At 67.0% G+C, this 22,868-nt stretch carries 13 protein-coding genes; 8 read left to right on the top strand and 5 right to left on the bottom strand.

Annotated elements, in window-relative coordinates; genetic code table 11:
• The first annotated feature begins 227 nt into the window (after positions 1-227).
• Entirely contained in the window at positions 228-2,045 is a 1,818-nt protein-coding gene (locus BVIR_RS11190) for an ABC-F family ATP-binding cassette domain-containing protein (protein WP_055037737.1), read from the top strand.
• A gap of 203 nt (positions 2,046-2,248) precedes the next feature.
• Here the strand turns inward: BVIR_RS11190 and BVIR_RS11185 are convergent, their stop codons facing one another.
• Positions 2,249-3,436: an MFS transporter gene (locus tag BVIR_RS11185; protein ID WP_082417029.1), complete on the bottom strand. Its 1,188-nt coding sequence runs from the start codon at positions 3,434-3,436 to the stop codon at positions 2,249-2,251.
• 499 nt (positions 3,437-3,935) lie between these two features.
• Here BVIR_RS11185 and BVIR_RS11180 point away from each other — a divergent pair, with 499 nt between their 5' ends.
• Entirely contained in the window at positions 3,936-4,157 is a 222-nt protein-coding gene (locus BVIR_RS11180) for a hypothetical protein (RefSeq protein WP_055037736.1), read from the top strand.
• Positions 4,158-4,197: 40 nt separating this feature from the next.
• On the opposite strand, the gene BVIR_RS11175 is transcribed toward BVIR_RS11180, so the two are convergent.
• The gene (locus tag BVIR_RS11175; RefSeq protein WP_055037735.1) at positions 4,198-5,250 is read right to left on the bottom strand and encodes a sulfate/molybdate ABC transporter ATP-binding protein; all 1,053 of its coding nucleotides are present in this window, start codon (positions 5,248-5,250) and stop codon (positions 4,198-4,200) included.
• 86 nt (positions 5,251-5,336) lie between these two features.
• On the opposite strand from BVIR_RS11175, the gene BVIR_RS11170 reads away from it, so the two are divergent.
• On the top strand, positions 5,337-5,564 hold the full coding sequence (locus BVIR_RS11170; protein WP_055037734.1) for a sulfurtransferase TusA family protein: 228 nt from the start codon (positions 5,337-5,339) through the stop codon (positions 5,562-5,564).
• A 2-nt stretch (positions 5,565-5,566) separates the two neighbouring features.
• On the opposite strand, the gene BVIR_RS11165 is transcribed toward BVIR_RS11170, so the two are convergent.
• Entirely contained in the window at positions 5,567-6,736 is a 1,170-nt protein-coding gene (locus BVIR_RS11165; protein WP_055037733.1) for a M20 aminoacylase family protein, read from the bottom strand.
• Positions 6,737-7,010: 274 nt separating this feature from the next.
• On the opposite strand from BVIR_RS11165, the gene BVIR_RS11160 reads away from it, so the two are divergent.
• Together BVIR_RS11160 and BVIR_RS11155 are read left to right on the top strand one after the other, a co-directional pair.
• Complete coding sequence (locus BVIR_RS11160) at positions 7,011-8,564, top strand: ABC transporter substrate-binding protein (RefSeq protein WP_055037732.1); 1,554 nt, start codon at positions 7,011-7,013, stop codon at positions 8,562-8,564.
• A 156-nt stretch (positions 8,565-8,720) separates the two neighbouring features.
• Positions 8,721-9,182, top strand: a complete 462-nt coding sequence (locus BVIR_RS11155) for a response regulator (RefSeq protein WP_082417025.1) — start codon at positions 8,721-8,723, stop codon at positions 9,180-9,182.
• A 287-nt stretch (positions 9,183-9,469) separates the two neighbouring features.
• Here the strand turns inward: BVIR_RS11155 and BVIR_RS11150 are convergent, their stop codons facing one another.
• Both BVIR_RS11150 and BVIR_RS11145 read right to left on the bottom strand, forming a co-directional pair.
• Positions 9,470-12,310: a sulfide/dihydroorotate dehydrogenase-like FAD/NAD-binding protein gene (locus BVIR_RS11150; RefSeq protein ID WP_055037730.1), complete on the bottom strand. Its 2,841-nt coding sequence runs from the start codon at positions 12,308-12,310 to the stop codon at positions 9,470-9,472.
• Positions 12,307-17,286, bottom strand: coding sequence for a 2-oxoacid:acceptor oxidoreductase family protein (locus BVIR_RS11145; protein WP_055037729.1), 4,980 nt, complete (start codon positions 17,284-17,286; stop codon positions 12,307-12,309). The genes BVIR_RS11150 and BVIR_RS11145 overlap by 4 nt, the downstream gene beginning before the upstream one ends.
• 541 nt (positions 17,287-17,827) lie before the next feature.
• On the opposite strand from BVIR_RS11145, the gene BVIR_RS11140 reads away from it, so the two are divergent.
• The 3 genes from BVIR_RS11140 to nifB all read left to right on the top strand — a co-directional run bounded on the left by BVIR_RS11140 (position 17,828) and on the right by nifB (position 22,787).
• Positions 17,828-18,667 carry an SDR family NAD(P)-dependent oxidoreductase gene (locus tag BVIR_RS11140; protein ID WP_055037728.1) on the top strand — a complete coding sequence of 280 codons (840 nt, stop codon included), beginning with the start codon at positions 17,828-17,830 and terminating at the stop codon, positions 18,665-18,667.
• A gap of 308 nt (positions 18,668-18,975) precedes the next feature.
• Complete coding sequence (gene nifA / locus BVIR_RS11135) at positions 18,976-20,742, top strand: nif-specific transcriptional activator NifA (RefSeq protein ID WP_055037727.1); 1,767 nt, start codon at positions 18,976-18,978, stop codon at positions 20,740-20,742.
• 572 nt (positions 20,743-21,314) lie between these two features.
• Positions 21,315-22,787, top strand: a complete 1,473-nt coding sequence (gene nifB / locus BVIR_RS11130; protein WP_055037726.1) for a nitrogenase cofactor biosynthesis protein NifB — start codon at positions 21,315-21,317, stop codon at positions 22,785-22,787.
• The last annotated feature ends 81 nt before the right edge of the window (positions 22,788-22,868 follow it).

Raw genomic sequence — 22,868 nt, 5'->3', positions numbered from 1 at the left:
AAGTTCATTGTTCGACGCAGGATCTTCGGTGCAATGAAGCCGCTCGACGCCGCTCGACGAGGGGCCAAACGAGAACGTGCCTTTGCGAAATCCTCGCCGGGCCGCTATCACCGCGCGACCAACCACGCTTGCCACCATGCTTGCGAGATGCCTCCCTCGCCATGCTGACTTTCGTTGATGCCGGCGCCGCCACCGCCGGTCGCCGTTACCGCATTAGGGACTGACCCATGGCCCCGCCGCTGCTCCAGCTTCGCAATATCGGCCTCACCTTCGGCCGCACGCCGCTGCTTGAGGACGCCGAGTTGTCGCTCGCGCCCGGCGAGCGGGTGTGCCTGGTCGGCCGCAACGGCTCCGGCAAGTCGACATTGCTGCGCATCGCCGCCGGCCTGATCGAGCCCGACAGCGGCAGCCGTTTCATCCAGCCCGGCGCGACCGTGCGCTATCTGCCGCAGGAGCCCGATTTCGCCGGCGCGCCGACCGTGCTCGCTTATGTCGAGGCCGGGCTTGGGCCGGGCGACGATCCGCACCGTGCCCGCCTGCTGCTGGACCAGCTCGGCCTCCACGGCGAGGAAAACCCCGCCGCGCTGTCCGGCGGGGAGGCGCGCAGAGCCGCCATCGCTCGCACCCTGGCGCCGGATCCCGACCTGCTGCTGCTCGACGAGCCGACCAACCACCTCGACCTTGCCGCCATCGAATGGCTGGAGGCGACGCTGCTCGGCAGCCGCGCCGCCTTGGTGCTGATCAGCCACGATCGCCGCTTCCTCACCAATCTGTCGAACGCCACGGCTTGGCTTGACCGCGGCCGCACCCGCCGCATTGAGCGCGGCTTCGCCGCGTTCGAGGCGTGGCGCGACGAAGCGCTGGCCGAGGAGGAGCGCGATCAGCACAAGCTCGACCGCAAGATCGTCGCCGAGGAGCATTGGCTGCGCTACGGCGTCACCGCGCGGCGCAAGCGCAACGAGCGGCGCCTGGCCAATCTCCACGCGCTGCGCCAGTCGCGCCGCGACTATCGGGCGAGCGCCGGCAAGGCCCAGCTCGCCGCCGTGCAGGCGGACGCCTCCGGCGCGCTGGTGATCGAGGCCGAGCGCATCTCGAAAAGCTATGATGGCCGGCCGATCGTCGCCGACTTCTCCACCCGCATCCGCCGCGGCGACCGCATCGGCATCGTCGGGCCGAACGGCGCCGGCAAGACCACGCTGATCGAGATGCTGACCGGGCTCGCCGCGCCCGATGCCGGCACCGTCAAGCTCGGCGCCGGGCTGGCGATGGCGCGGCTCGACCAGCACCGCGACAGCCTGGATGCCAGCTCGACCGTCGCCGATACCCTCACCGGCGGCCGCGGCGACGCCGTGATGGTCGGCGGCAAGCCGCGCCACGTCATCGGCTACATGAAGGACTTCCTGTTCGCGCCGGAGCAGGCCCGCACCCCGGTCGGGGTGCTGTCGGGTGGCGAGCGCGGCCGGCTGATGCTGGCCCAGGTGCTGGCCAAACCCTCGAACCTCCTCGTGCTCGACGAGCCGACCAACGACCTCGACCTCGAAACCCTCGACGTGCTGGAGGAGATGCTGGCCGACTATACCGGCACCGTGCTCCTGGTCAGCCACGACCGCGATTTCCTCGACCGCGTGGTCAATGGCGTGATCGCCCCGGACGGGGAGGGGCGCTGGGTCGAATACGCCGGCGGCTATTCCGACATGCTGGTCCAGCGTGGCGGCGACCTGTCACGCTCGGCCAAGGCGGTCGCCAAGGATGCCGCGAAGGACGCCCCCAAGGACAAGCCGGCGCGGCCGTCCGCGCCGGCCAAGCGCCGCCTCAACTTCAACGAAAAGCATGCGCTGGAGACGCTTCCGGGCAAGATCGCAAAGCTCCACGACACCATCGCCGTGCTGCAGGCCAAGCTCAACGACCCGGCCCTGTTCACCCGCGACCGCAAAACCTTCGACGACATCTCGCACAAGCTCTCCGCCGCCCACGCCGAACTGGCGAAGGCGGAGGAGACCTGGTTGGAGCTGGAGATCTTGCGCGAGGAGATCGAGGGCGCCTGATCGCCCGGTCCGTTGTCACTGCGCGTTTTCCGCAAAAGCGAAAACCCGATCGAACGAGCTCCGGGACCATCCGCTCGATTCGACCGGATCTGCCGATTTGCTAGAGCATCATCCGACCTGACTGCATCAGGTCAGATGCTCTAGGTCTTTGTAATTTCGCATTTTCTTTCGCACAACCGGAACCCACTTGTGCGGAAAATGCTCTAGGCTCGCTCGGGGCGGAGCAGCAGGCGGCCGGCCACCACCGCGGTGTAGAGCCCGAGGCAGACCGCGACCGTCACCGGGAAGCCCCACGGGTTCCAGGTGTCCATCGCCGCGCCCAGCCCGGGCGGGCCGAGGGTGAAGCCGACCGAATAGAGCATGATGAAGGCGGCGTTGGCGGCGGCGAGGTCGGCGCCGCGATAGCGCGAGCCGAGGTGGGCCAGCCCCACGGTATAGAGCGCGGCGACGATGCCGCCCCACACGAACACCAGCGCCAGGAATGCGGGACCCGGCGGCACCGCCATCATCGCCAGGGCGCCGAGCGTGCCGACCGCGCCGCAGCCGGCCAGCACCAGCCGGCGGTCGGTGCGATCCGATAGCAAGCCGAGCGGGATCTGGAATGCGACATTGCCCAGCATGGCGGTGGAGAGCAGCAGCGCCGCCATGGTCTCGTCCATGCCGAGCCGGAGCCCGAGCAAAGGCAGAAAGCTCATCGAGCCGGTCTCGACCGCGCCGAACACCAGCGCCGCCAGGGTGGCGGTTGGCGCGATCAGGACGAAGCGGCCGATGCCGTGCTCGGAGGTCGCCTCCAGCACCGGCACCAGGCGGGCGGCCGCCACCACCGGCAGCAGCGCCAACAGGATGATGCCGGCGCCGAGCAGGAACGGCAGCCAGCCGGTGGTGCCGATCAGCGCGAGCAGGCCCGGCCCGCCGGCGAAGCCGAACGCCAGCGTGGTGGCGTAGATGCCCATCACCAGCCCACGCCGGCGCTCGGGCGCCACCGCGTTGATCCAGAACTCCGACACCACGAACACCACGCACAGCGCGCCGCCGGCGAGGAAGCGCAGCGGGAACCACAGCCAGAACGGGTCGGCCAGCTTGAACGCCAGCAGCGAGGCCGCGCCCACCACGCCGGCGGCCAGCAGCAGCGTGACGACGCCGAGCTGGCGCAGCAGGCGCGGCACCATCGGCGCCACCAGGATGTTGGCAATGCCGGCGGTGGCGGTGTTGATGCCGATCCAGGTCGAGGAGATGCCGCGGCGCTCCAGCTCGAAGGTGAGCAGCGGAATCGACAGGCTGAGGCCGAAGCCGACCACGGCCACCGCCGCGATGGCGGCTGCGATCGACAGGGTTCGGCCGGAGTCGGTTTCGAGGGTGGACGAGGGGAAAGCGAAGCTGAAAAAGGACATACGAGTATTTAGCCGCCGCACTTGACGACGCGACGACACCTCCACCGACTGGGCAAAACGGCCGGCACTGTGGTCATGCCCGGCTTGGGTGTCCAGCCGCCAAATCGCCATGGCAGCCCGTCGCCGCCACTGGGCCGGGCCAGGCACAGGAAAAGTCGAACCGTCATCGCGCTGCGATCCGGCCGTCAGATTCGCCGTCTACAGGGACCGCGCAGCACAGCCGACAACAACCGGCACGGCCGGCGTGGGGTCACGAGCTTGCGCCGCACCGCGCGGGCCGGCTCGCAACTCGCACGCCGCCAGCCGGCCACCGGATGGGCAGAATGGAAACTGTTTCTTTTGCATCTATCGTGGTGTAACGCCTGAGACCTGGGGTTTTCCTGCTCTTCCGTCAGCCGGCTGCGACTTGGAGACCGTGTCGCGCCGAACCCCTGGAAGCTGCGCTGTGTCGATAACTTTGGTTTGCCGATCTACGCCGTCCAAGCGGCAGGAGCCCTTCATGACCGCCTCCACTGGTGCCTTCGTGATCGAAATCGACGACGAGACGGTCGGAATCGTCGTTCCGGACGAGAACCGGGCGTTCCGGTTCTTTGCGTCGCTCCAGGCCTATGGCGCTCTCGAGCAGCGCTCCTTCGCCAACCCCCGTGCCGCCCAGCAGGCTGCGATGGCCTTGACCCGCGAGCGGCGGGTCGGCCGCCGCCCGGAAGCGGCGTACAACTGAGACGAATCCGGCCGGTCCGGCCGGATTGTTGATAGGCCGCTCAGGCGCCAAACAGGCGCAACCGGGCGAACGCCACCCGGACGGTATCGCCCTTGGCGAGCGCGGCGTCGGGCGGCAGCTCCATCTCCACCAGTGGCAGGCCGCCGCCGAACCGAAGCATTGCCCGCCGGCTCGGCCCCGCCCGCCGCACCGCGGCAACCTCGGCTGGGAGCGTGTTGCTCCCGCCCTCGGCCAGCATTAGGTCGCGCGGCCGCAGATAGAGCGCGGCCGCGCCGTCCGCCACTTGGCCGGGCACCACTTGGCCGGGCGCGAGCGCCAGCCGGTGCGGGCCGATTCGCAGCACCCCGCCGGATGCCGCCACCGGCAGCCGCACCGCCTCGCCGATGAAGCCGGCGACGAACCCGGTCACCGGCTGCTCGTACACCTCGTCCGGCGTGCCGATCTGCTCCAGCCGGCCGTGGTTGAGGATGGCGACGCGGTCGGCGATCTCCAGCGCCTCGTCCTGGTCGTGGGTGACGAATAGCGCGGTGTGCCCGGTCTTTTCTTGGAGGTCGCGCAGCCAGTGGCGGAGGTCCCGCCGCACCTTGGCGTCGAGCGCGCCGAACGGTTCGTCGAGCAGCAGTACCTTGGGCTCGATCGCCAGCGCCCGTGCCAGCGCCACCCGCTGGCGCTGGCCGCCGGAGAGCTGCGAGGGATAGCGCTTCTCGATGCCCGGCAACTGCACCAGTTCGAGCAGTTCCGTCACCCGGGCGCGGATGGCCGCGCGGGAAGGCCGCAGCCGGCGCGGCCGCACCTTGAGGCCATAGGCGATGTTGTCGATCACGGTGAGATGCTGAAACAGCGCGTAGTGCTGGAATACGAAGCCGACGCCGCGAGCCTGCACCGGCACGGCGGTGGCATCCTCGCCGCCGAGAAAGATATGGCCGGCGTCGGCGTGCTCGAGCCCGGCGACGATGCGCAGCAGCGTGGTCTTGCCGGAACCGGACGGCCCCAGCAGTGCCACCAGTTCGCCGGCGCGCACGCTCACGCTAACGTCCGCCAGCGCGGCGGCATCCCCGTAAAATTTGCTGATGCCTTCGGCCCGGATGTCCACGCGAGCAAGCCTATCCAGGGTTAGGGCGCCGGGCGAGGGGGGGCGGGGCCATTTGCCGGCAGGACGAAGCCCGCTAAAACACCGCCATGACCGTCGCCACCGTGCTTGACCTCGAGGGCCTGAAGTGCCCGCTGCCCGTGCTCAAGACCCGCAAGGCGCTCGAGAAGATCGCCCCTGGCGGCGTGCTGGAGGTGCGCTGTACCGACCCGATGTCCGTGATCGACATCCCCCACCTCTGCCACGAAACCGGGCACGCACTCGAAGGCCATCAGCGGGACGGTGCGGTGCATGTCTTCACCATCCGCCACCGTTGAGATCATGCCGGCATTCGGGTTTCGACCAGACGTACCCAGTAGGACGCCCCGGCCGGGATGAGCTGGTCGTTGAAATCGTAGGCGGGGTGGTGGAGGCCGGCGGAGTGCTCGCCATTGCCGGCAAAGATCAGCGCCCCCGGCCGCCGCTCCAGCATGAAGGCGAAATCCTCGCCCCACATCACCGGGGTGAAATTGGCTGCGACCTGATCGGGACCGGCGACCTCGCGCGCGACCGCCACCGCGTATTCGGTCTCGCGGGGATGATTGCGCAGCACCGGATAGTCCCGCCGGTAGTCGGTGCGGGCGGTGGCGCCGTAGATCGTCGCGGTTGCCTCGACGATGTGGCGAATGCGCGTCTCCAGCAGGTCGCGCACCTCGTGGGTGAGGGCGCGGGAGGTGCCGCGCAGATGAGCGGTCTGCGGGATCACGTTGTCGGTGTAGCCGGCCTGGAACATGGTGATCGACACCACGCCCGATTCCAGCGGGTCGAGGTTGCGCGACACCACCGACTGCAGTGTCTGGACGATGGCGGCGCCGACCAGCACGGTGTCGACGGTGGCCTGCGGATGGGCGGCGTGGCCGCCCTTGCCCTCGATGTCGATGAACACCCGGTCGGCGGAGGCCATCAGCGGCCCCGGTCGCGTCGCGAAGCTGCCGAGCGGCAGGCCCGGCATGTTGTGCATGCCATAGACTTCCTGGATGCCGAATCGCTCCAGCAGGCCGTCGTCGATCATCGCCTTGGCGCCGGCGCCGCCTTCCTCGGCCGGCTGGAAGATCACCACCGCAGTGCCGTTGAAATTGCGGGTTTCGGCAAGATACTTCGCAGCGCCGAGCAGCATGGCGGTGTGGCCGTCGTGGCCGCACGCGTGCATCTTGCCGGGCGTGATCGAGGCGTAGGGCAGGCCGGTGAGTTCCTCGATCGGCAACGCATCCATGTCGGCGCGCAGCGCCACCACCCGGCCGGAATCGCGGCGGCGGCCGTGGATGACGCCGACCACGCCGGTGCGACCGATGCCGGGCACCACGTCATCGACCCCGAAGCTGGTCAGCCGGTCGCGCACGCAGGCGGCGGTACGCGGCAGGTCGTACTGTAGCTCGGGGTGCTGGTGAAGGTCGCGGCGCCACGCCGAAATCTCCTCCGTCAGAGCCGCGACGCGATTGACGACCGGCATGGAAACCTCATGGACCGAGGGCACGGGTGGGCCACCGATCGGGTGGCACTGTGGGCGGACCGCTTCAATGAACGCTGGTGCGGCGGCGCGGTCAACATGTTCCGGGCGTGCTGCAGGTGACACGACCTGAAACACGGCTTATCCTTTGATTCCCCCGAAGTGTTGGGTCCAAAGCGTTCAGGTCGAGACGTGCTATCCAATACCATTACTTAAGTGTTCGATTGGGGGCAGGGGAATGCGGCTTGGACCGCTTATTTTTATTGCAGCGCTGGCGATGGTTTGCGCTGCTTCATCCGACACTGACGCGCTCACCCTGCGCTGGGCCCGCTCCCAGGACGCCACCACCCTCGACCCGCACGTCAGCAATACCGGCGCCAACAACGCGCTGCTGCATTCGGTCTACGAGACGCTGGTGATCCGCGACGGCGACGGCGTACTTGTGCCGGCGCTGTCGGTGAGTTGGCAGGTGCTGCCGGACGATCCTACGGTCTGGGAGTTCAAGCTCAGGCCGGATGTCCGGTTCCACGACGGCAGCGCTTTCACCGCCGAGGACGTGGTGTTCTCGCTTGCGCGCGCCCGCGCGCCCGGTTCCGACTGGCGGTCGGTGCTGCTCGGCATCGAAACCGTGATCGCGGTTGACGTTCTCACCGTCCGCATCAAGACCGCGAGCCCGGATGCGCTGCTGATCGACAACCTCTCCACCTTGTTCATGCTCGACCGGGGATGGTCCGAGACCCACGGCGTCGCCGAGCCGCAGAATCCGAAGGATGGCGGCGAGACCTACGCCACCCGACACGCCAATGGCACCGGGCCCTATCTGGTGACGCATCGCGAGCCGGGCGAGCGCACCGTGCTGACGCGCAACGAGGCGTATTGGGGGCGGCGAGAGGTGCCGCTGGCGGTGAGCGAGATCGTCTATCGGCCGATTCCCGAACACACCACCCGCATCGCGGCGCTGCTGTCGAACGAGGTCGATTTCGTGCAGGACGTGCCGGCGCACGACATCGAGCGCCTCAAGGCCGCCAAAGGCATCAAGGTCGACATCGGCGCGGAAAACCGGGTGATCTTCCTCGGCTTCAACCTCGGCCGGCCCGAACTGGCGTCATCCGACGTCAAGGGGCGCAACCCGTTCGGCGACCAGAGGGTCCGCGAGGCGGTCAACCTCGCTATCAACCGCGAGGCGATCCGCCAACTCACCATGCGCGGCCATGCGCTGCCGGTCGGCATCCTCGCCACTCCGTTGACCGTGGGCTGGACGGCCGAACTCGGCGCGCCGCCGCCGTTCGATCCGGCCAAGGCCAAACGTCTTCTCGCCGAGGCGGGATATCAGCGCGGCTTCACCGTCACCCTGCACTGCACCAACGACCGCTACGTCAATGACGAAGGCATTTGCCAGTCGGTGGTTGGCATGCTGCGTCGCATCGGCATCCGCACCCGGCTGGTGACGCAGTCGCACAGTGTCCATTTCCTGGCGCTGCATCGCGGCGAGTGCGACCTGTTCCTGCTCGGCTGGGGCATCATCACCTTTGACAGTTCCTACGTCTTCACCAACCTCTATCGCACTCGCACCGCGACCGACGGTGCCTGGAACGTCGCCGGCTATTCCAATCCCGACATCGATAATCGGATCGCGGCGCTGGGCACCGAGGTCGACCGCGACCGGCGCAAAGCCGCCATGGTCGCGATCTGGCAGCAGTTACGCGAGGACACCGTCTATGTACCGTTGCACGTCCAGAGCATCGCCTACGCCATGCGCAACGGGTTCGACATCAGATACGACGTCACCAACCACCCCAAGATCAAGAATGTGGCCGCACCGAAGCCGTAACGGCGTCATACGCTTGCCTGCGCCGTACGCGTTGCAGGAACTTTCGCGCACTTTGTCGTACGTAGCCCTACGCAAGCTAAACTGGGGAACGAGAACAACCCTACGCCGTTGTCTTGCCAGTATCGATAACTCAAGCGCGGGTGATCCGGACGGGAAATGATCGGGAACAGGTCTCTCCGGATATTAGTTGTCGAGGACGACATTATGGTGGCGCTGGACGCCGCCGAAATCCTCCAGGATGCAGGCTATAACGTGATCGGCGTCGCCGATGACGTTGAAGATGCATTGCGGGTGCATGCGGTGCGCCCGCCGGATCTGGCGTTGGTCGACCTCCATCTCGTCAGCGGCTATGCCGGGGTGTCGGTGGCCGCCACCCTCAAGGCGCGCGGCATTGCCTGCCTGTTCGTCACCGGCGCCGAGCCGGGCACCGACGCGGAGGCATTTGCGCTCGGCTGCCTGGTGAAGCCGTTCACCGCCCGCTCGCTGGCGGAGGCGGTCGGCGTGGCCGAGGACGTGCTGGACGGCCGGCCGCCGCGGCAGCCACCCTGCAACATGCGCCTCTACCACACCCGCGCCATGCCGCGGCCGGATGAGGCGGCAGCGCCGCCACCGCCGTAATACCCGCGGCCTTTGCGCTTGGCCTTCCACCGACGCCAGTTCGCCTCATCCTGGGAGCCCGCGACAGCCGGCGCCTCGAAGCATGAGGCGAATTTAAAGAAGCTGAGGTCGGCCCCATGGTTCGAGACGGCTGTGTTTGCCGCCTCCTCACCAGAGGCCGAGGAAAGGTCAGCCTTCAGGGCCTCGGGTATTAGACACGCCGGCCGTCCGACCAAGCCGCAATACAAAAGCTCCGGCCGCAGGGCCGGAGCTTTCGTTGTTGGTGTCCCGTCGCCGCCGGCCGGCGCTCAGGCCAGGCCGTGGGCTTCCCTGGAGCGCTGCTCCTGCACCTTGAAGGTGCCAAAGCGCGGCAGGAACTTGTCCCAGTCGATGATGTGGCCGTCGATCTCCGGCCCGTCGATGCAGGCGTGCTTGCGCACCAGCTTGCCGTCGATCATCACCGGCACCATGCAGGCGCCGCACATGCCGGTGGCGTCGACCATGATCGAGTTGAGGCTCGCCACCGTCTTCACGCCGTACGGCTTGGTCAGGTCGCACACCGCCCGCATCATCATCGGCGGGCCGATGGTGATGACCTCGGCGATCTTGCGGCCCTTGGAGACCTTGCCGGCCTTGAGCATCTCCTCAAGCGGCCCCGTCACGAAGCCCTTGATGCCGAAGGTGCCGTCGTTCGAGGTATAGATCACGTCGAGCTGGTCGCCGTACTTGGCCTTGAGCAGGCCGACGCGCTCGTCGGCCTCGGTCCAGAACAACAGATTGGCCGAGCGGAAGCCCGAAATCAGCGTGACATGATTGCCGAGCTCGAGGTGGGCACGGGCGATCGGATAGACCGGCGGCAGGCCGACGCCGCCGGCGGTGAACACCACCGTTTCGTCGTCGGCGTACTTGTGCAGCTCGCTGGCCTTGCCGAGCGGGCCGGCGATGCCGGCGAAGGCGTCGCCGATCGCCATCTTGTTCATGAGCAGCGTCGAGGTGCCCATGCCCTGGATGACGAGGTCGATGGTGCCGGCCTCGGCGTCCCAGTCCGCCAGCGTCAGCGGGATCAGTTCGCCGTCGTCCCAGGCGAGAACGCGCACGAACTGGCCGGCCAGGGCGGAGCGCGCCACCATCGGCGCACGCACCTTGAACTCGACGATGCCGCCGGCAAGCTCGACCTTGTCGACGATGGTCTGCTTGACCTGGCCAAGCTCGGTGTAGCGCGCCGCCTTCTCGACCCGGTGCTTGATCTCGGCCGGCGAGAACGGAATCTCGCCGACGATCTGGCGCGCCGCCGCCTGGCCGTCGCCGGCCGCGCGAATGGCGGTGGAGCCGCCGCGGGCGGCGTCACCACCGGAATAGACGTCCGGAATCGAGGTGAGCTGCGTGCCCTGGTCGATCTCGATGGTGCCCCACTTCGAGGTCTTCAGGCTCGGCTCGGCCTCCTTCATGATCGGGTTGGCGGTGTTGCCCAGCGCCATGATCACGAGGTCGACCGGCACCCGCTCGGTCTTGCCGGTCTTGACCGGCGCTCTCCGGCCCGATTTGTCGGCTGGTCCGAGCTCGTTGACGTCGAGCACCGCGTGGGTGACGAAGTGGGTCTTCTCATCGCCGATGAACTCGCTCGGCGCCCGCAGCACGGCAAGGTTGATGCCTTCCTCGAGCGCGTGGTGCAGTTCCTCGACGCGGGCCGGCATTTCCGCCTTGGTGCGGCGATAGACGATGGTGACGTTGGCACCCAGGCGCTTGGCGGTGCGTGCGGCGTCCATCGCGGTGTTGCCGCCGCCGATGACGAACACCTCCTTGCCCTTGGTGTCGGGCACCGGGGTCTCGTACTTGTCGTCGATCGCCCGCATCAAGTTGACGCGGGTGAGGAACTCGTTGGCGGACATCACGCCGAGCAGGTGCTCGCCCGGCACGTTCATGAAGGTCGGCAGGCCCGCGCCGGTGCCGACGAAGATCTTCCAGAAGCCGTTGGTCTTGAGGTCGTCGAGCGTCGCGGTCTTTCCGACCACGAAGTTCTTGACGAAGCGGCCGCCGAGCAGGGTGATCTTCTGGACCACGTCGTCGATCAGCGTGTTGGGCAGGCGGAACTCGGGGATGCCGTAACGCAGCACGCCGCCAAGCTCGTGGAACGCCTCGAACACGGTGACGGGGTAGCCCTCGGCCGCCAGCAGGTAGGCGTTGATGAGGCCCGAGGGCCCCGAGCCCACCACCGCGATCGGCGGCTTGTCGGCCATCGCCCACGGCGACACCACGCCGGCAAAGCGCTCCTCAGGCGACAGGCCGACCAGCTTCTCGTGTTCGGGCAGGAACCACTCCAGCTGGCCGATCTCGATCGGCCGCTTGGTGTGGGTGCACACGCCCTGGCACTGCAGTTCCTGCGGGCAGACGCGGCCGGTGACGTTCGGCAGCGGGTTGCAGCCCTCGATCAGCTCCAGGGCCTGGCGGAATTTGCCCTGGCCGAGCAGATCCAGCATCTCGGGGATGTGGATCTTGACCGGGCAGCCGCCCTTCGGCTCGGACTTGCCGTGGATCAGCACGCCGAGCTCGCACGGCTTGTCCGTACACTGTTTGTCGCGCAGCACCTCCAGCCACACGAACAGCTCGACCTCTCGGGTCGAGTAGCCCAGCGCGCGGTAGCCGAGATAGCCGGTGTTTACCAGCTCGAAGTCGGTCGAGCGCTCCTCCGGCGGGCGGATGTAGGGCGGGATGAAGGTCTCGCCCGGCCAGCCCTCGGAGAGGCCCTTGAACATCGGGTAGCGGTCGGACAGATGGTCGTCGATCGCCTTGATGAACTTGCGCTTGAATTTGAGCGGCATCGCCCAGATGAAGCGCAACAGCACCGTGCTCATCTCGTCGTCGCGAACGAGAAGCTCCCACAGCGTCTTGGTGAACGCCGCACCCAGTTCCTCCTGCTGGAACTCCCAGGCGATGGCTGTCACGCCATCGGCGACGAACGTGGTCCTCAGCGACTTGGGGTCGCTGAGGAGCCGCTTCTTGAGCAGTTCGAGCTGCTTGTTGAACAGCTCGACCGCCTGGGTCTGTTCGAGCTGAGCCAGCTCGCTGCGCGTCGCCGCAAGGGTTGAGGTCGAGCGGGCGTAGCGGATCAGCTCGTCACGGGGCGGCTCTTGAGGGGAGACGGTGCTCATCGAATGATCTCCGCATCACAGTTGGCGGCGACGCGGGCCACGCGGGTCTTGAGGTCCGCGGTGACCGCCACCTTCTCCAAAGCCCCCGGAATAGTGTGGGCGACCTCCTTGGTGCCGCCGTCCGACACGATCACGGTCCTCTCGAACAGCTCCGAGACCTGCTGGTAGCAGGTCTTGCAGTTGGTGCACTTCTCGACATCCTCGTCGTGGATGAACGGGACGCCGGCACCCGAGCCGTTGGTGGCCGCCGCCGGCGCGGCCGCCTGAGTCGGAGCCGCCGCGCCGCCGAACGGCGACAGCGCAGTGGCCAGCGCGCCGTTGGCGGGCGCGTTGGAGGCGGCGGCCAGCTCGCTCATCGCGCGGGCGATGGTGTCGAGCGAGGACTCCTTCTCCGTCATCGCCTGCTCGTAGCGCTGCTGCAGCGCTGCCAGCTCGGTGCGGTGATCGGCGCCGAGCTGGGCAATCTCGCGGCCGGCCAGGTAGCGCAGCGTCCGCCAATACTTGCGGCGCTCTTCGACCAGATGGACGATGGCGTTCGACACCTCGAGCTTGATGAGCTTCTGGCTGTCGTCGGTCGCCCACACGAACGGCGTCTTGCCGGCCCGCTCAGCGTGCGGCAGGTCGACAAAATCATGGATCGCCACCGCATTGGTGTCGTCCTTGAGCTTGCGGAACTGCTTCTGGAAGCGGGTCTCGTCGCGCGCGAAGTCGGCCGGGGTCAGCGGCACCTGCATCAGCTTGGTCACGCCATCCTCGACATAGGTGAGGGTGGTGGTGGTCCAATCCTTGTCGATGTCGAGGTTGCCCTCGAGCGAGAACCGGCTGCGCAGGCCGTCGGTGCGCCGCGGGTCGTGCACGAACACCGGGCTCATCCGGCTTTCGACGGCGAGGCGGGCCCGGCGCGCCGCCGCGGCGTCGGCAATGCCGTGCTCGGCTTGGCAGGGGGTGTAGACGTCGAGCACCGCCGGCGAGGAGGTGTGGTTGAGGTACTCCATCACGCTCTTCAGGAAGTGGCCCTGCACCGCGGTCGAGGTCTGCACCACGAACACGTTGGGGTGGAACGCGGCGATCAGGCCGAGTTCCTTGCGGTCTTCCTGCTTGCCCGAATGGGCGCTGCCGAACCGCGACAGGTCGGAGTCCTGGCCGGTGAGGCTGGCGGTCGAGGTCTGGCCGCCGGTGTTGGAATAGACGCCGGTGTTCAGCACCACCACCTTGATCGGGGTCGAGGTGGCGAGCAGGCGCGACAGCGCGCCGAAGCCGATGTCGTAGGTGGCGCCGTCGCCGCCCATCGAGACGACGGTCGGCAGCAGCGTCATTTCGTCCGGCGTGAAGTCCTTCCAGCTCAGCGTCTTGAACGGCTTGTCGTAGACGCTCGAGTCATAGGCGTCGGCCAGCTCCAGCCGGGCGACGCGCAGCGCCTTGACGTCGTCGACCGCCGATGCGGTCAAGCCCTCGAACAGGCCCTTGGCAACAGCCGGGGTGTCCTGGAACAGGCTGTTCACCCACGGATCGTTGTAGGGGGTGAACGGGAAGGTCGAGGCATAGACGCTCGAGCAGCCGGTGGCGTTGGCCACCACCGCAGAGGCCGGGCCGTTGCCGGTCGGGCCGCTTTCCAGCAGGAACTGCCGCCGTTCCAGCGTCTTGATCGCGGCGGCGATGCGGTCGCGACGGGCGGTATCGGCCTGCACCGAGGCCTGCTTGACCTTGAGCTGATCGATCAGCGCCTCGAGTTCGCGCAGATGATCCTTGCGGCGCTTGGTCTGGATGGCGTGGTTGGACGCCATCACCAGACGGATCGCGGTGACCTCGCCGCAGCCGCGGCAGGCGCCGTGACCGCCGGTGGTCGAGTAGTAGTTGGCGCGGTCGAGCATCAGCCGCTTGATGTCGCCGCCGTCCTTCAGCGCGCCTTCGGTGAAGCGGGCCGGGGTATTGGCGGTGTGGCTGAGGAACTCGAAGCGCGCCTGCAGCGTGTCGAGCAGGGCGGCGTCCTGCTGACGCTCCTTCAGCGCGCCGGGGCCGCAGACGTCGATGCACTCCAGGCAGCCCGAGCACTTCCACGGGTCGACCGCCACCGAGAACAGGCCGCCGCTGCCGACCTTGTCCTTCTCCATGGCGTCGAAGAACGGCCGGGTGCGCGCCACCGGCAACAGCGTCAGCGTCTCGGCAAGGCGGCCGAGATTGCGCTTCAAGGTGGCGTTGTCGGTGTCGATGGTCGCCACCGCCTGTGCCACCACCTCGTGGAACGCCTTGGCGTCCTTGGTGGCGGTGTAGATTTCGCGCACCGCCTCGCTCAAGGGATAGAGCTGGGCGCGCAGCGCCTCGCGCTGGGCCTCCGGCACGTCGAGGTGCGTGATGCCGGTCGCGAGCAGATCCCGGATGTCGTGGACGGTGTTGGGGATCGCCGCGTCCGGACACACCAGTGCGCATTCCATGCAGCCGGTGCAAAGGTCGGGGTTGAAGTCCGGCACGTCGCGGCGGAACAGGCCCTTGTCCTTCCACGCGGCCGAGCCGCCCGGCATGAACATGCCCATGCCCGGCAGCACCGGGGCCTCGGCGATGGTGCCGTCGCGGAACGGCGCCGCCATCACCTCGTCATAGTACTCGCGATCGAAGATGCCCTCGCTCGCCGCCATGCCGTTGGTGCGGCACATCGCGGCCGAGATGGCGACGGTGCGCGCGGCCTTGGCGGTGGTCTCCGCCTCGACGGCAGCGAATTCCGGCTGGGTGTAGTCGAGCCGCTGGGTCGCCTCCAGGCCTTCCTTGATCACCGCCATGTTGCCGTCGACCACGGCCTGGCCCTTGGAGCCGAACTTCTTGGCGATCTGCTGGCGGATCTTGGTCAGCATGGCATCGCGCGAGGCGTCGGCGACGATGCGGTCGACGTGGCCGCACACCGCGCCGATGAAGGCGATGCCCATCATGCGGGTCTCGAGCTCCGGCGTCGGCGCATGGCGCTTGGCCACCGCGAAGCCGTCGACGATGAACATCTTGATGTTCTTGTCGCGGATGGTCTTGCGCGCCTTCGCCGGCAGTTCCTTCCACACCTCGAGCGGGGTGAGGTTCGACTGCATCATGAAGGTGCCGCCTTCGATCAGCCCGCGCAGCGGATTGGCGTGGCTGAACACCTTGTGGTCCGGCGAGATGACGATCTCGACGTCCTCAAGGTCGGCGTTGGTGAGCTTCACATGCTCGGGACTGAGGGTGATGTAATAGTTGGTCGGCGCGCCGCTCTTTTCCGAGCCGTATTTCGGCGCGGCCTTGGAGTGCAGGTCGAGCGCGCCGGCCAGGATGTCGGTGAGCAGCTTGCCGGTGGCGATGGTGCCGTAGCCGCCGACCGAATGGAAGCGCACGCGGAAAGCCGAGGGCGGCAACAGATTCGGGTTGGGCTCGGTCTCGAGCGCCATCAGCTCGGTGTCGGGATAGGCGGCCTTGAGCCGCTCCTGCAACGCGGCGAGCTTGGGCGAGGGGGTCTTCGAATAGAACTGCGAGCCGAGATAGACGAACGGCGCGTTCTTGGTCTCCATGTTCTTGAACGCGGCGACCAGATCGCGCGGCTGCAGATCGTGGGCGCCGAGGCCGAAGATCGCGGTGGTGATCTTGGGCAGGCTCTTGATGGCCGGAATGCCGGGGTGGCGCTCGCCGGAGGCGTTCTCGACGCCCTTGAACAGCGCCTGGGTCACGAAGCTCGCGAGCGCCGTGACGTCGGAGCGCTCCAGCACGGTGACGGCCTTCTTGCCCACCAAGGCTGCGACCAGCTCCGCCTCGGGGAACGGCTGCAAGAGCTTCACCGAAACCACGCCGACCTTCTTGCCCTGGCCGCGCAGATAGGTGGCGACCGCTTCGGCGTCGTCGGTCACCGAGCCGAGGCCGACCACCACATGGTCGGCGTCCTCGCACATGAAGGTGTGGACCGGCTTGTACTCGCGGCCGGTGAGCGCCGAATACTCGGCCATCGCCTCGCGCACCAGGCGCGGCACTTCAGAGACGAAGTGGGTGCGGTGGTCGGCCGAGCCGGCCTGGAAGTCGGGCTGGTTCTGCACCCCGCCGGTGAGGCCGGGATTGTTGATGTCGACCAGCGCCGGCACGCGCTGGCGGGTGCCCTTCTCGTAGGCGTTGACCCACTGGCGGCGCCATTGGCGGTGCAACTCCTCGGGGAGCCAGCGCAGCGTGGCCTCGACCAGACCGCCGTCATTGTCGGCCTCGACCGCCTCGGCATAGGTGTCGAGATATTCCTTGACCTTAAGGAAGCCGTCGGGGTCGAGGTCGCCCTGGCGCTTGGCGAGATACTGCTTGAGCTGGAACACCCGGCCCTTGGCGCCGAACAGGATCTCCTGCGCCACGCTCGGGCACTTGATGCGGCCGGCGGGGTCGCCGAGGTACTCGCGGAGCAGATCGGGCTCCGGCATCAGCGCTTCGCTCATCATGTGCGACGTGGCGAAGCCGTCCATGGCGTTGGTGACCGGGATCAGCGAGGTCGCGCTCACCTTGTAGGAAATGGCGGCGAGGTCGGCGGCCTCCTGCGGGTTGGAGCCGAACAGGATGGTGTAGCCGGACTGGAGGAGGGCGTAGACGTCGTCGTGGCCGGCCATCACGTTCAGCGAGTGCTTGGAGACCACGCGGGCGGCCACCTGCAGCACGAAGCCGCCGACCCGCTTGCCGACGGTGACGTAATGCGACTCCAGGCCGTAGAGGATGCCCTGGCTGGAGGAGGCGTTGGAGACGTACTTGCCGCCGGTCAGCGCTGCGCCGAGCGCGCCCGACTGGGCTGAGTGCTCACCCTCCGGCTCGAAGAAGAACGGGTGCTTGCCCCAGACGTTGCAGCCGCCGGACGCTCGGAACGATTCGTAAAGCTCTGAAATTTCGGTGGAGGGGGTGATCGGATAGCCGATAACTCCGCCGCAGACGTGGCCCATGACCTGGGCAACCGCGCCGTTGCCGTGGATTACGCTGGGAATGCCAGGATACTTTGCGTTCATGTACCGCGTCCGTTGGATTTTCTGGTGGCGCGCGGCCGCTCCTCAGGAGCATCACACTACCGCACGGCTGCCTGCCTTTCCGCCACGGCGCGCTTATAGTGCCACTACCATAGGCATGTCCATGTCCACTTTCGAGCTAGTCCAAACGGAGGCCGGCGCGCCAGGGGATAGTGTGGATCGCGTTCTAGAGTTCTTCCGGCCGTCTGCCGTCGTTTTTAAAGTGAACCTGCCAAAACTGTGGGCGAAGCAGGCGAAATCAACTCGATAGTTCTGTCGCCGCTGCCGATCCGCAAGAATTCGCGTGACACTGCGCCGCGGCGGCCTAAGCTTGAACATGGCTGCAACCATCGTCAATCGGCGCCGGGGAGGGCGCAGCCGCCGCACTGTTGTCAGCCGCGCGACAAAGCCGGTGCGCCATTGTGAAACGGCGGTGACAGAGACCTGCCTGCAACTTGGCAGCACCCTGGCCCGCAAATTGCTTTATATTGGGGGTAGCTGCTGCCCGCGCCCCGTCCCCAGCCCAGATGCCAAGGCCGACGCCGTGACCGATGCTCCTTCGCCCCCGCCGTCCACCGAGGCCGCCGGCTGCCCGTTCCACGCCGGCGATGAGGCCGCGGCGCACCCGCCTCCGCACCACCTCCCCGACGCCGGCAAGACCATGGTGATCACCGGCGCCTCGCGCGGCATCGGCCACGCCACCGTGCGGCGGTTTTCCGATGCGGGCTGGCGCATCATCACCTGCTCGCGCCAGCCCTTCAATCGCCAGCGCTGCCCGTGGGAGGAGGGGCCGGGCGACCACGTCCAGGTCGACCTCGGCGATCGCCGCGCGCTGCAACTCGCCATCCTCGACATCAAGGCCAAGCTTCGCGGCGGGCCGCTCAATGCGCTGGTCAACAATGCTGGCATCTCGCCGAAAACCGAAAGCGGCAAGCGCATGAGTTCGCTGGTCACGCCGGTCGACGCCTGGATGAACGTGCTCCACGTCAACTTTCTCGCGCCGATGCTGCTGGCGCGCGGGTTGTTCGACGAACTCGCCGCCGCGAACGGTAGCGTCGTCAACGTCACCTCGATCGTCGGATCGCGTGTCCATCCGTTCGCCGGCACCGCCTACGCGACATCGAAGGCTGCGCTGGCGTGCCTCACCCGCGAGATGGCGCACGACTTCGCCCCGCACGGCATCCGCGTCAACGCCATCGCGCCGGGCGAGATCAAGACCGAAATCCTGTCGCCCGAAGCCGCGGCCCGGCTGGAGCCCACCATTCCGATGCGGCGGATTGGCACACCGGAAGAAGTTGCGGACGTGATTTATTTTCTGTGCTCGACGTCGGCGAGCTACGTCACCGGCACCGAGATCGAGATCAATGGCGGCCAACATCTGTGAGGCTGGCTGCAACCCACCGGCGCGGCGCGGTCATTAAATTGTTGGAATCGGCCTATATTCAAGCTGGAATAAAGAAAATTCCGCTGTAGCGTCGGCGTCGAATCGATCAAAGGTGTGGCAGAGTTTCAAGCTGTGCCACAACGGCAGGGCGCATCAATACGTGACCGTCCGCACGAGGTTTCGGCAGCGCCGCCAACAAGCTGGGCACGACAAGCCGACGATTTGGATGCATGATGGCATCCAGATTGGGCCACTGGACGTAGCAACGAGGAACCGGAGCGCCGCCCACGACCGACGGGAATAAAACGATGAACCATGGTCCCCTCGACGTTCTTGTTCCGACGTCGCGTGCAATCGCGGGTGGTGCCGTGCCGTTCAGCGAGATCGCGCTTACCGGCGTCTATGAAATCTCCAAGATACTGGCATCGCCCAACCGTCTGGAGACCACGCTGTCGAACGTGATGGGCCTGCTGTGGTCCTTCATGCAGATGCGTCACGGCATCATCTCGCTGCTTGCGGACGACGGCGTGCCCGACATCGTGGTCGGTGCCGGCTGGAGCGAAGGCTCGGATGCGCGCTATCGCGCCCGGCTGCCCGAACTCGCCATCGGCCAGATCGTCGCCACCGGCGTGCCGCTGGTGGCGCAGAACATTGCCGCGCACCCGCTGTTCAGCGAGGCCGACGTCGCCGCGATGCAGGGCGGCGAGGACGCCACGGTCTCGTTCATCGGCGTGCCGATCCGCATCGGCGCGAAGGTTGTCGGCACGCTCACCATCGACCGCATATGGGACGGCAAGGCGGTGTTCCGCTTCGACGTCGACGTGCGCTTCCTCACCATGGTCGCCAACTTGATCGGCCAGACCGTGCAACTGCACCGTGTGGTGGCGCGCGATCGCGACCGGCTGATCGCCGAGACCCATCGCCTGCAGAAGCAGCTCTCCGAATTCAAGGCCGCCGAGCCCACCGGCTCGGGCGTCAAGGTCAGCGGCATCGTCGGCGACAGCCCGGCAATCCGCTCGGTGCTGCGCAAGATCGAGATCGTCGCCAAATCGCAGTCGCCGGTGTTGCTGCGCGGCGAATCCGGCACCGGCAAGGAACTGTTCGCTCGCGCCATCCACGAGATGTCGCCGCGCGCCGACGGGCCGTTCATCAAGGTCAATTGCGCCGCGCTGCCGGAGTCGGTTCTGGAGTCGGAGCTGTTCGGCCACGAGAAGGGCGCCTTCACCGGCGCGCTCAACGCCCGCAAAGGCCGCTTCGAGCTCGCTGACAAGGGAACGCTGTTTCTCGACGAGATCGGCGAGATCTCGCCGGCGTTCCAGGCCAAGCTGCTGCGCGTGCTGCAGGAGAGCGAGTTCGAGCGGGTCGGCGGCACCAAGACCATCAAGGTCGACGTCCGCATCGTCACCGCCACCAATCGCAATCTGGAAGAGGCGGTGGCGCGCAACGATTTCCGCGCCGACCTCTATTACCGCATCAGCGTGGTGCCGCTGCTGCTGCCGCCGTTGCGCGACCGCAAGAGCGACATTCCGTTGCTGGCCGACGCGTTCCTTGTTCGCTTCAACGGCGAGAACGGCCGCGAGTTGGCCTTCGCGCCCGGCGCGCTAGAGGTGCTGTCGAATTGTTATTTCCCTGGCAATGTGCGCGAGCTGGAAAATTGCGTCCGCCGTACGGCGACGCTGGCGCATGGCCCGGTGATCACCCGCGACGATTTCGCCTGCCGGCTCGACCAGTGCCTGTCGTCGGTGCTGTGGAAAGGACAGGCGGCGGCATCGGCGAACCGGCCGCTGCCGGAGATTCCGCTGCCGGTAGCGCCGCCGACGCAGGTCCGTGCGCCCGCGCCCGCGCCCGAACTGCCGCGGCCCCCGCTGGCGCTGGAGACGCCCATGACCGCGGGGTTTCCCGCGGGGTTTCCGCCGTTCGAAGCCCATCGTGGCGCCGCCGAGCGCGAGCGGCTGCTCGATGCGATGGAGCGCTCCGGTTGGGTGCAGGCGAAGGCCGCGCGCATTCTCGGCATCACCCCGCGCCAGATCGGCTACGCGCTGAAGAAGCACGGTATTCCGATCAAGCGGTTCTGATGCGCCATCGAACGAGGCGGAACGGTATTCGCCGCCTGACGGGTTGCCCGGTGCGGCGACCAAATGTCGGCATCGTGAGCGGTGATGCCTCACGGCGCCACCTACTCGGTTGTCATACCCGAGGCCCTGAAGGCGGACCTTTCTTGGCCTCATGGTGAGGAGGCTGCGAAGCAGCCGTCTCGAACCATGAGGCCAACTTCAGCCCTCAAGTCTGCCTCATCCTTCGAGACGCCCGCTTTCGCGGGCTCCTTAGAACGAGGCGAACGGGCGTCGGTGGAAGGTCAAGCTCGAAGACCGCCGCTGTCATGCCATGCTTGGCGTCGCGGCGGTTTGTCCGTTTCGGTACATCTGCGCCAGCGATTTACCGATCACGCCGTTCCGCCCCGACAAACCCGACGCGCGTCTGCAACGCATTGGCAGAATGTCGGCCTGATGCGCGTGCTTTGTCGGAATTCCGACACGATGTCGCGGCCATGACAGTGCGCCGCCGCCGGTAAACCCTTCATCCAGCGTAATTTCCGGCGTGGCACGCGGCTTGAAAGGGGATTTGCACCCGCCCCTGGAGACCCGCCATGGCTTTTGTTCCGCTCAATGCTCTCACTGCGACGACATCGGTCGATGAGATGCGTCAGCAGTTGTCCCAGGGCGGTTGCACCTCGACCTCGTGCGGTTCGGATGCCGGCGCCGGCGATCTGCCGCCGGAGATCTGGGCGCGCATCAAGGACCACCCGTGCTACTCGGAGGAGGCGCATCACTTCTTCGCCCGCATGCATGTCGCGGTTGCGCCGGCCTGCAACATTCAGTGCCACTACTGCAACCGCAAGTTTGACTGCGCCAATGAGAGCCGGCCCGGCGTGGTGTCGGAGCGGCTGACGCCGGAGGAGGCGTTGCGCAAGGTGGTGACGGTGGCGAACGAGGTGCCGCAGCTCTCGGTGCTCGGCATTGCCGGGCCGGGCGATGCGCTGTTCGACTGGACGCGCACCAAGCGCACGTTCGAGATGGTTGCCGCCGCCATTCCCGACATCAAGCTGTGCGTCTCGACCAACGGCCTTGCGCTGCCCGATCACGTCGAGGACCTGGCGGCGATGAGCGTCGACCACGTCACCATCACCATCAACATGGTCGACCCTGCCATCGGCGAAAAAATCTATCCGTGGATCTATTTCAACGGTCGCCGCCACACCGGCCTTGAAGCATCGCGGATCCTGCACGAGCGCCAGATGCTCGGTCTTGAGATGCTGACCAAGCGCGGCGTTCTGGTGAAGGTCAATTCGGTGCTGATCCCCGGCATCAACGACGAGCACCTGGCGGTGGTGAATGCGGAGGTGACCAAGCGCGGCGCCTTCCTGCACAACATCATGCCGCTGATTTCCGACCCCGCCCACGGCACCCATTTCGGACTCACCGGCCAGCGCGGGCCGAGCCATGCCGAGCTTGAGGCGGTGCAGGAAAAATGCGGCGGCGGCGCCAAGCTGATGCGCCATTGCCGGCAGTGTCGTGCCGATGCGGTTGGCCTGCTTGGCGAGGATCGCGGCCAGCAGTTCATGCTCGACAGGATTCCCGAGACGGTCGCCTACGACGCCTCGAAGCGCGAGGCCTATCGCGACGTGGTGGCGCGCGAGCGCGAGGACCGCGCCGCGGCGAAAAAGGCGGCGGACCTTGAAGTCGCAGCGGCGGCGACGCAGCTCACCGTGGCGGTGGCGACGCGCGGCGGCGGCCGCGTCAATCAGCACTTCGGCCACGCCCGCGAGTTCCAGCTCTACCGGGTCTCGCCGGACGGCATTGGCTTCGTCGGCGTGCGCCGACTCGATGACGTCTATTGCAAGGGCGGTGACGGCGAGGAGAAGGCGCTGGATGCGGCTATCGCGGCGCTTGCCGGCGTCGATGTTGTGCTCGTCGCCAAGATCGGCGATTGCCCCAAGCGCAAACTCGAATCGGCCGGCCTCAAGGTCAGTGACACGTATGCTCACGACTATATCGAGACTGCGATTTCAGCCTACTATGCGCAGGCTTTTGGCGCAGCGCCGCGCGCGTTGTCTGCTTGAGGCGAACGGCCGAACACGGGAGCCGGATTGAATCAAATCCGAAGGGCCACGACGGTAACAAATCAATCAGACCTTTCAGAT

The organism is Blastochloris viridis, assembly GCF_001402875.1.
Classification (GTDB): Bacteria; Pseudomonadota; Alphaproteobacteria; order Rhizobiales; family Xanthobacteraceae; genus Blastochloris; species Blastochloris viridis.
This window is presented reverse-complemented; position numbering and strand designations above follow the sequence as displayed.

Excerpts from the sequence above, each read along its gene's own strand:
- nifB (WP_055037726.1), top strand. The coding sequence starts at position 21,315 with ATGGCTTTTGTTCCGCTCAATGCTCTCACTGCGACGACATCGGTCGAT.
- BVIR_RS11150 (WP_055037730.1), bottom strand. The coding sequence starts at position 12,310 with ATGAGCACCGTCTCCCCTCAAGAGCCGCCCCGTGACGAGCTGATCCGC.
- nifA (WP_055037727.1), top strand. The coding sequence starts at position 18,976 with ATGAACCATGGTCCCCTCGACGTTCTTGTTCCGACGTCGCGTGCAATC.
- BVIR_RS11160 (WP_055037732.1), top strand. The coding sequence starts at position 7,011 with ATGGTTTGCGCTGCTTCATCCGACACTGACGCGCTCACCCTGCGCTGG.
- BVIR_RS11165 (WP_055037733.1), bottom strand. The coding sequence starts at position 6,736 with ATGCCGGTCGTCAATCGCGTCGCGGCTCTGACGGAGGAGATTTCGGCG.
- BVIR_RS11145 (WP_055037729.1), bottom strand. The coding sequence starts at position 17,286 with ATGAACGCAAAGTATCCTGGCATTCCCAGCGTAATCCACGGCAACGGC.
- BVIR_RS11180 (WP_055037736.1), top strand. The coding sequence starts at position 3,936 with ATGACCGCCTCCACTGGTGCCTTCGTGATCGAAATCGACGACGAGACG.
- BVIR_RS11190 (WP_055037737.1), top strand. The coding sequence starts at position 228 with ATGGCCCCGCCGCTGCTCCAGCTTCGCAATATCGGCCTCACCTTCGGC.
- BVIR_RS11170 (WP_055037734.1), top strand. The coding sequence starts at position 5,337 with ATGACCGTCGCCACCGTGCTTGACCTCGAGGGCCTGAAGTGCCCGCTG.
- BVIR_RS11185 (WP_082417029.1), bottom strand. The coding sequence starts at position 3,436 with ATGTCCTTTTTCAGCTTCGCTTTCCCCTCGTCCACCCTCGAAACCGAC.
- BVIR_RS11155 (WP_082417025.1), top strand. The coding sequence starts at position 8,721 with ATGATCGGGAACAGGTCTCTCCGGATATTAGTTGTCGAGGACGACATT.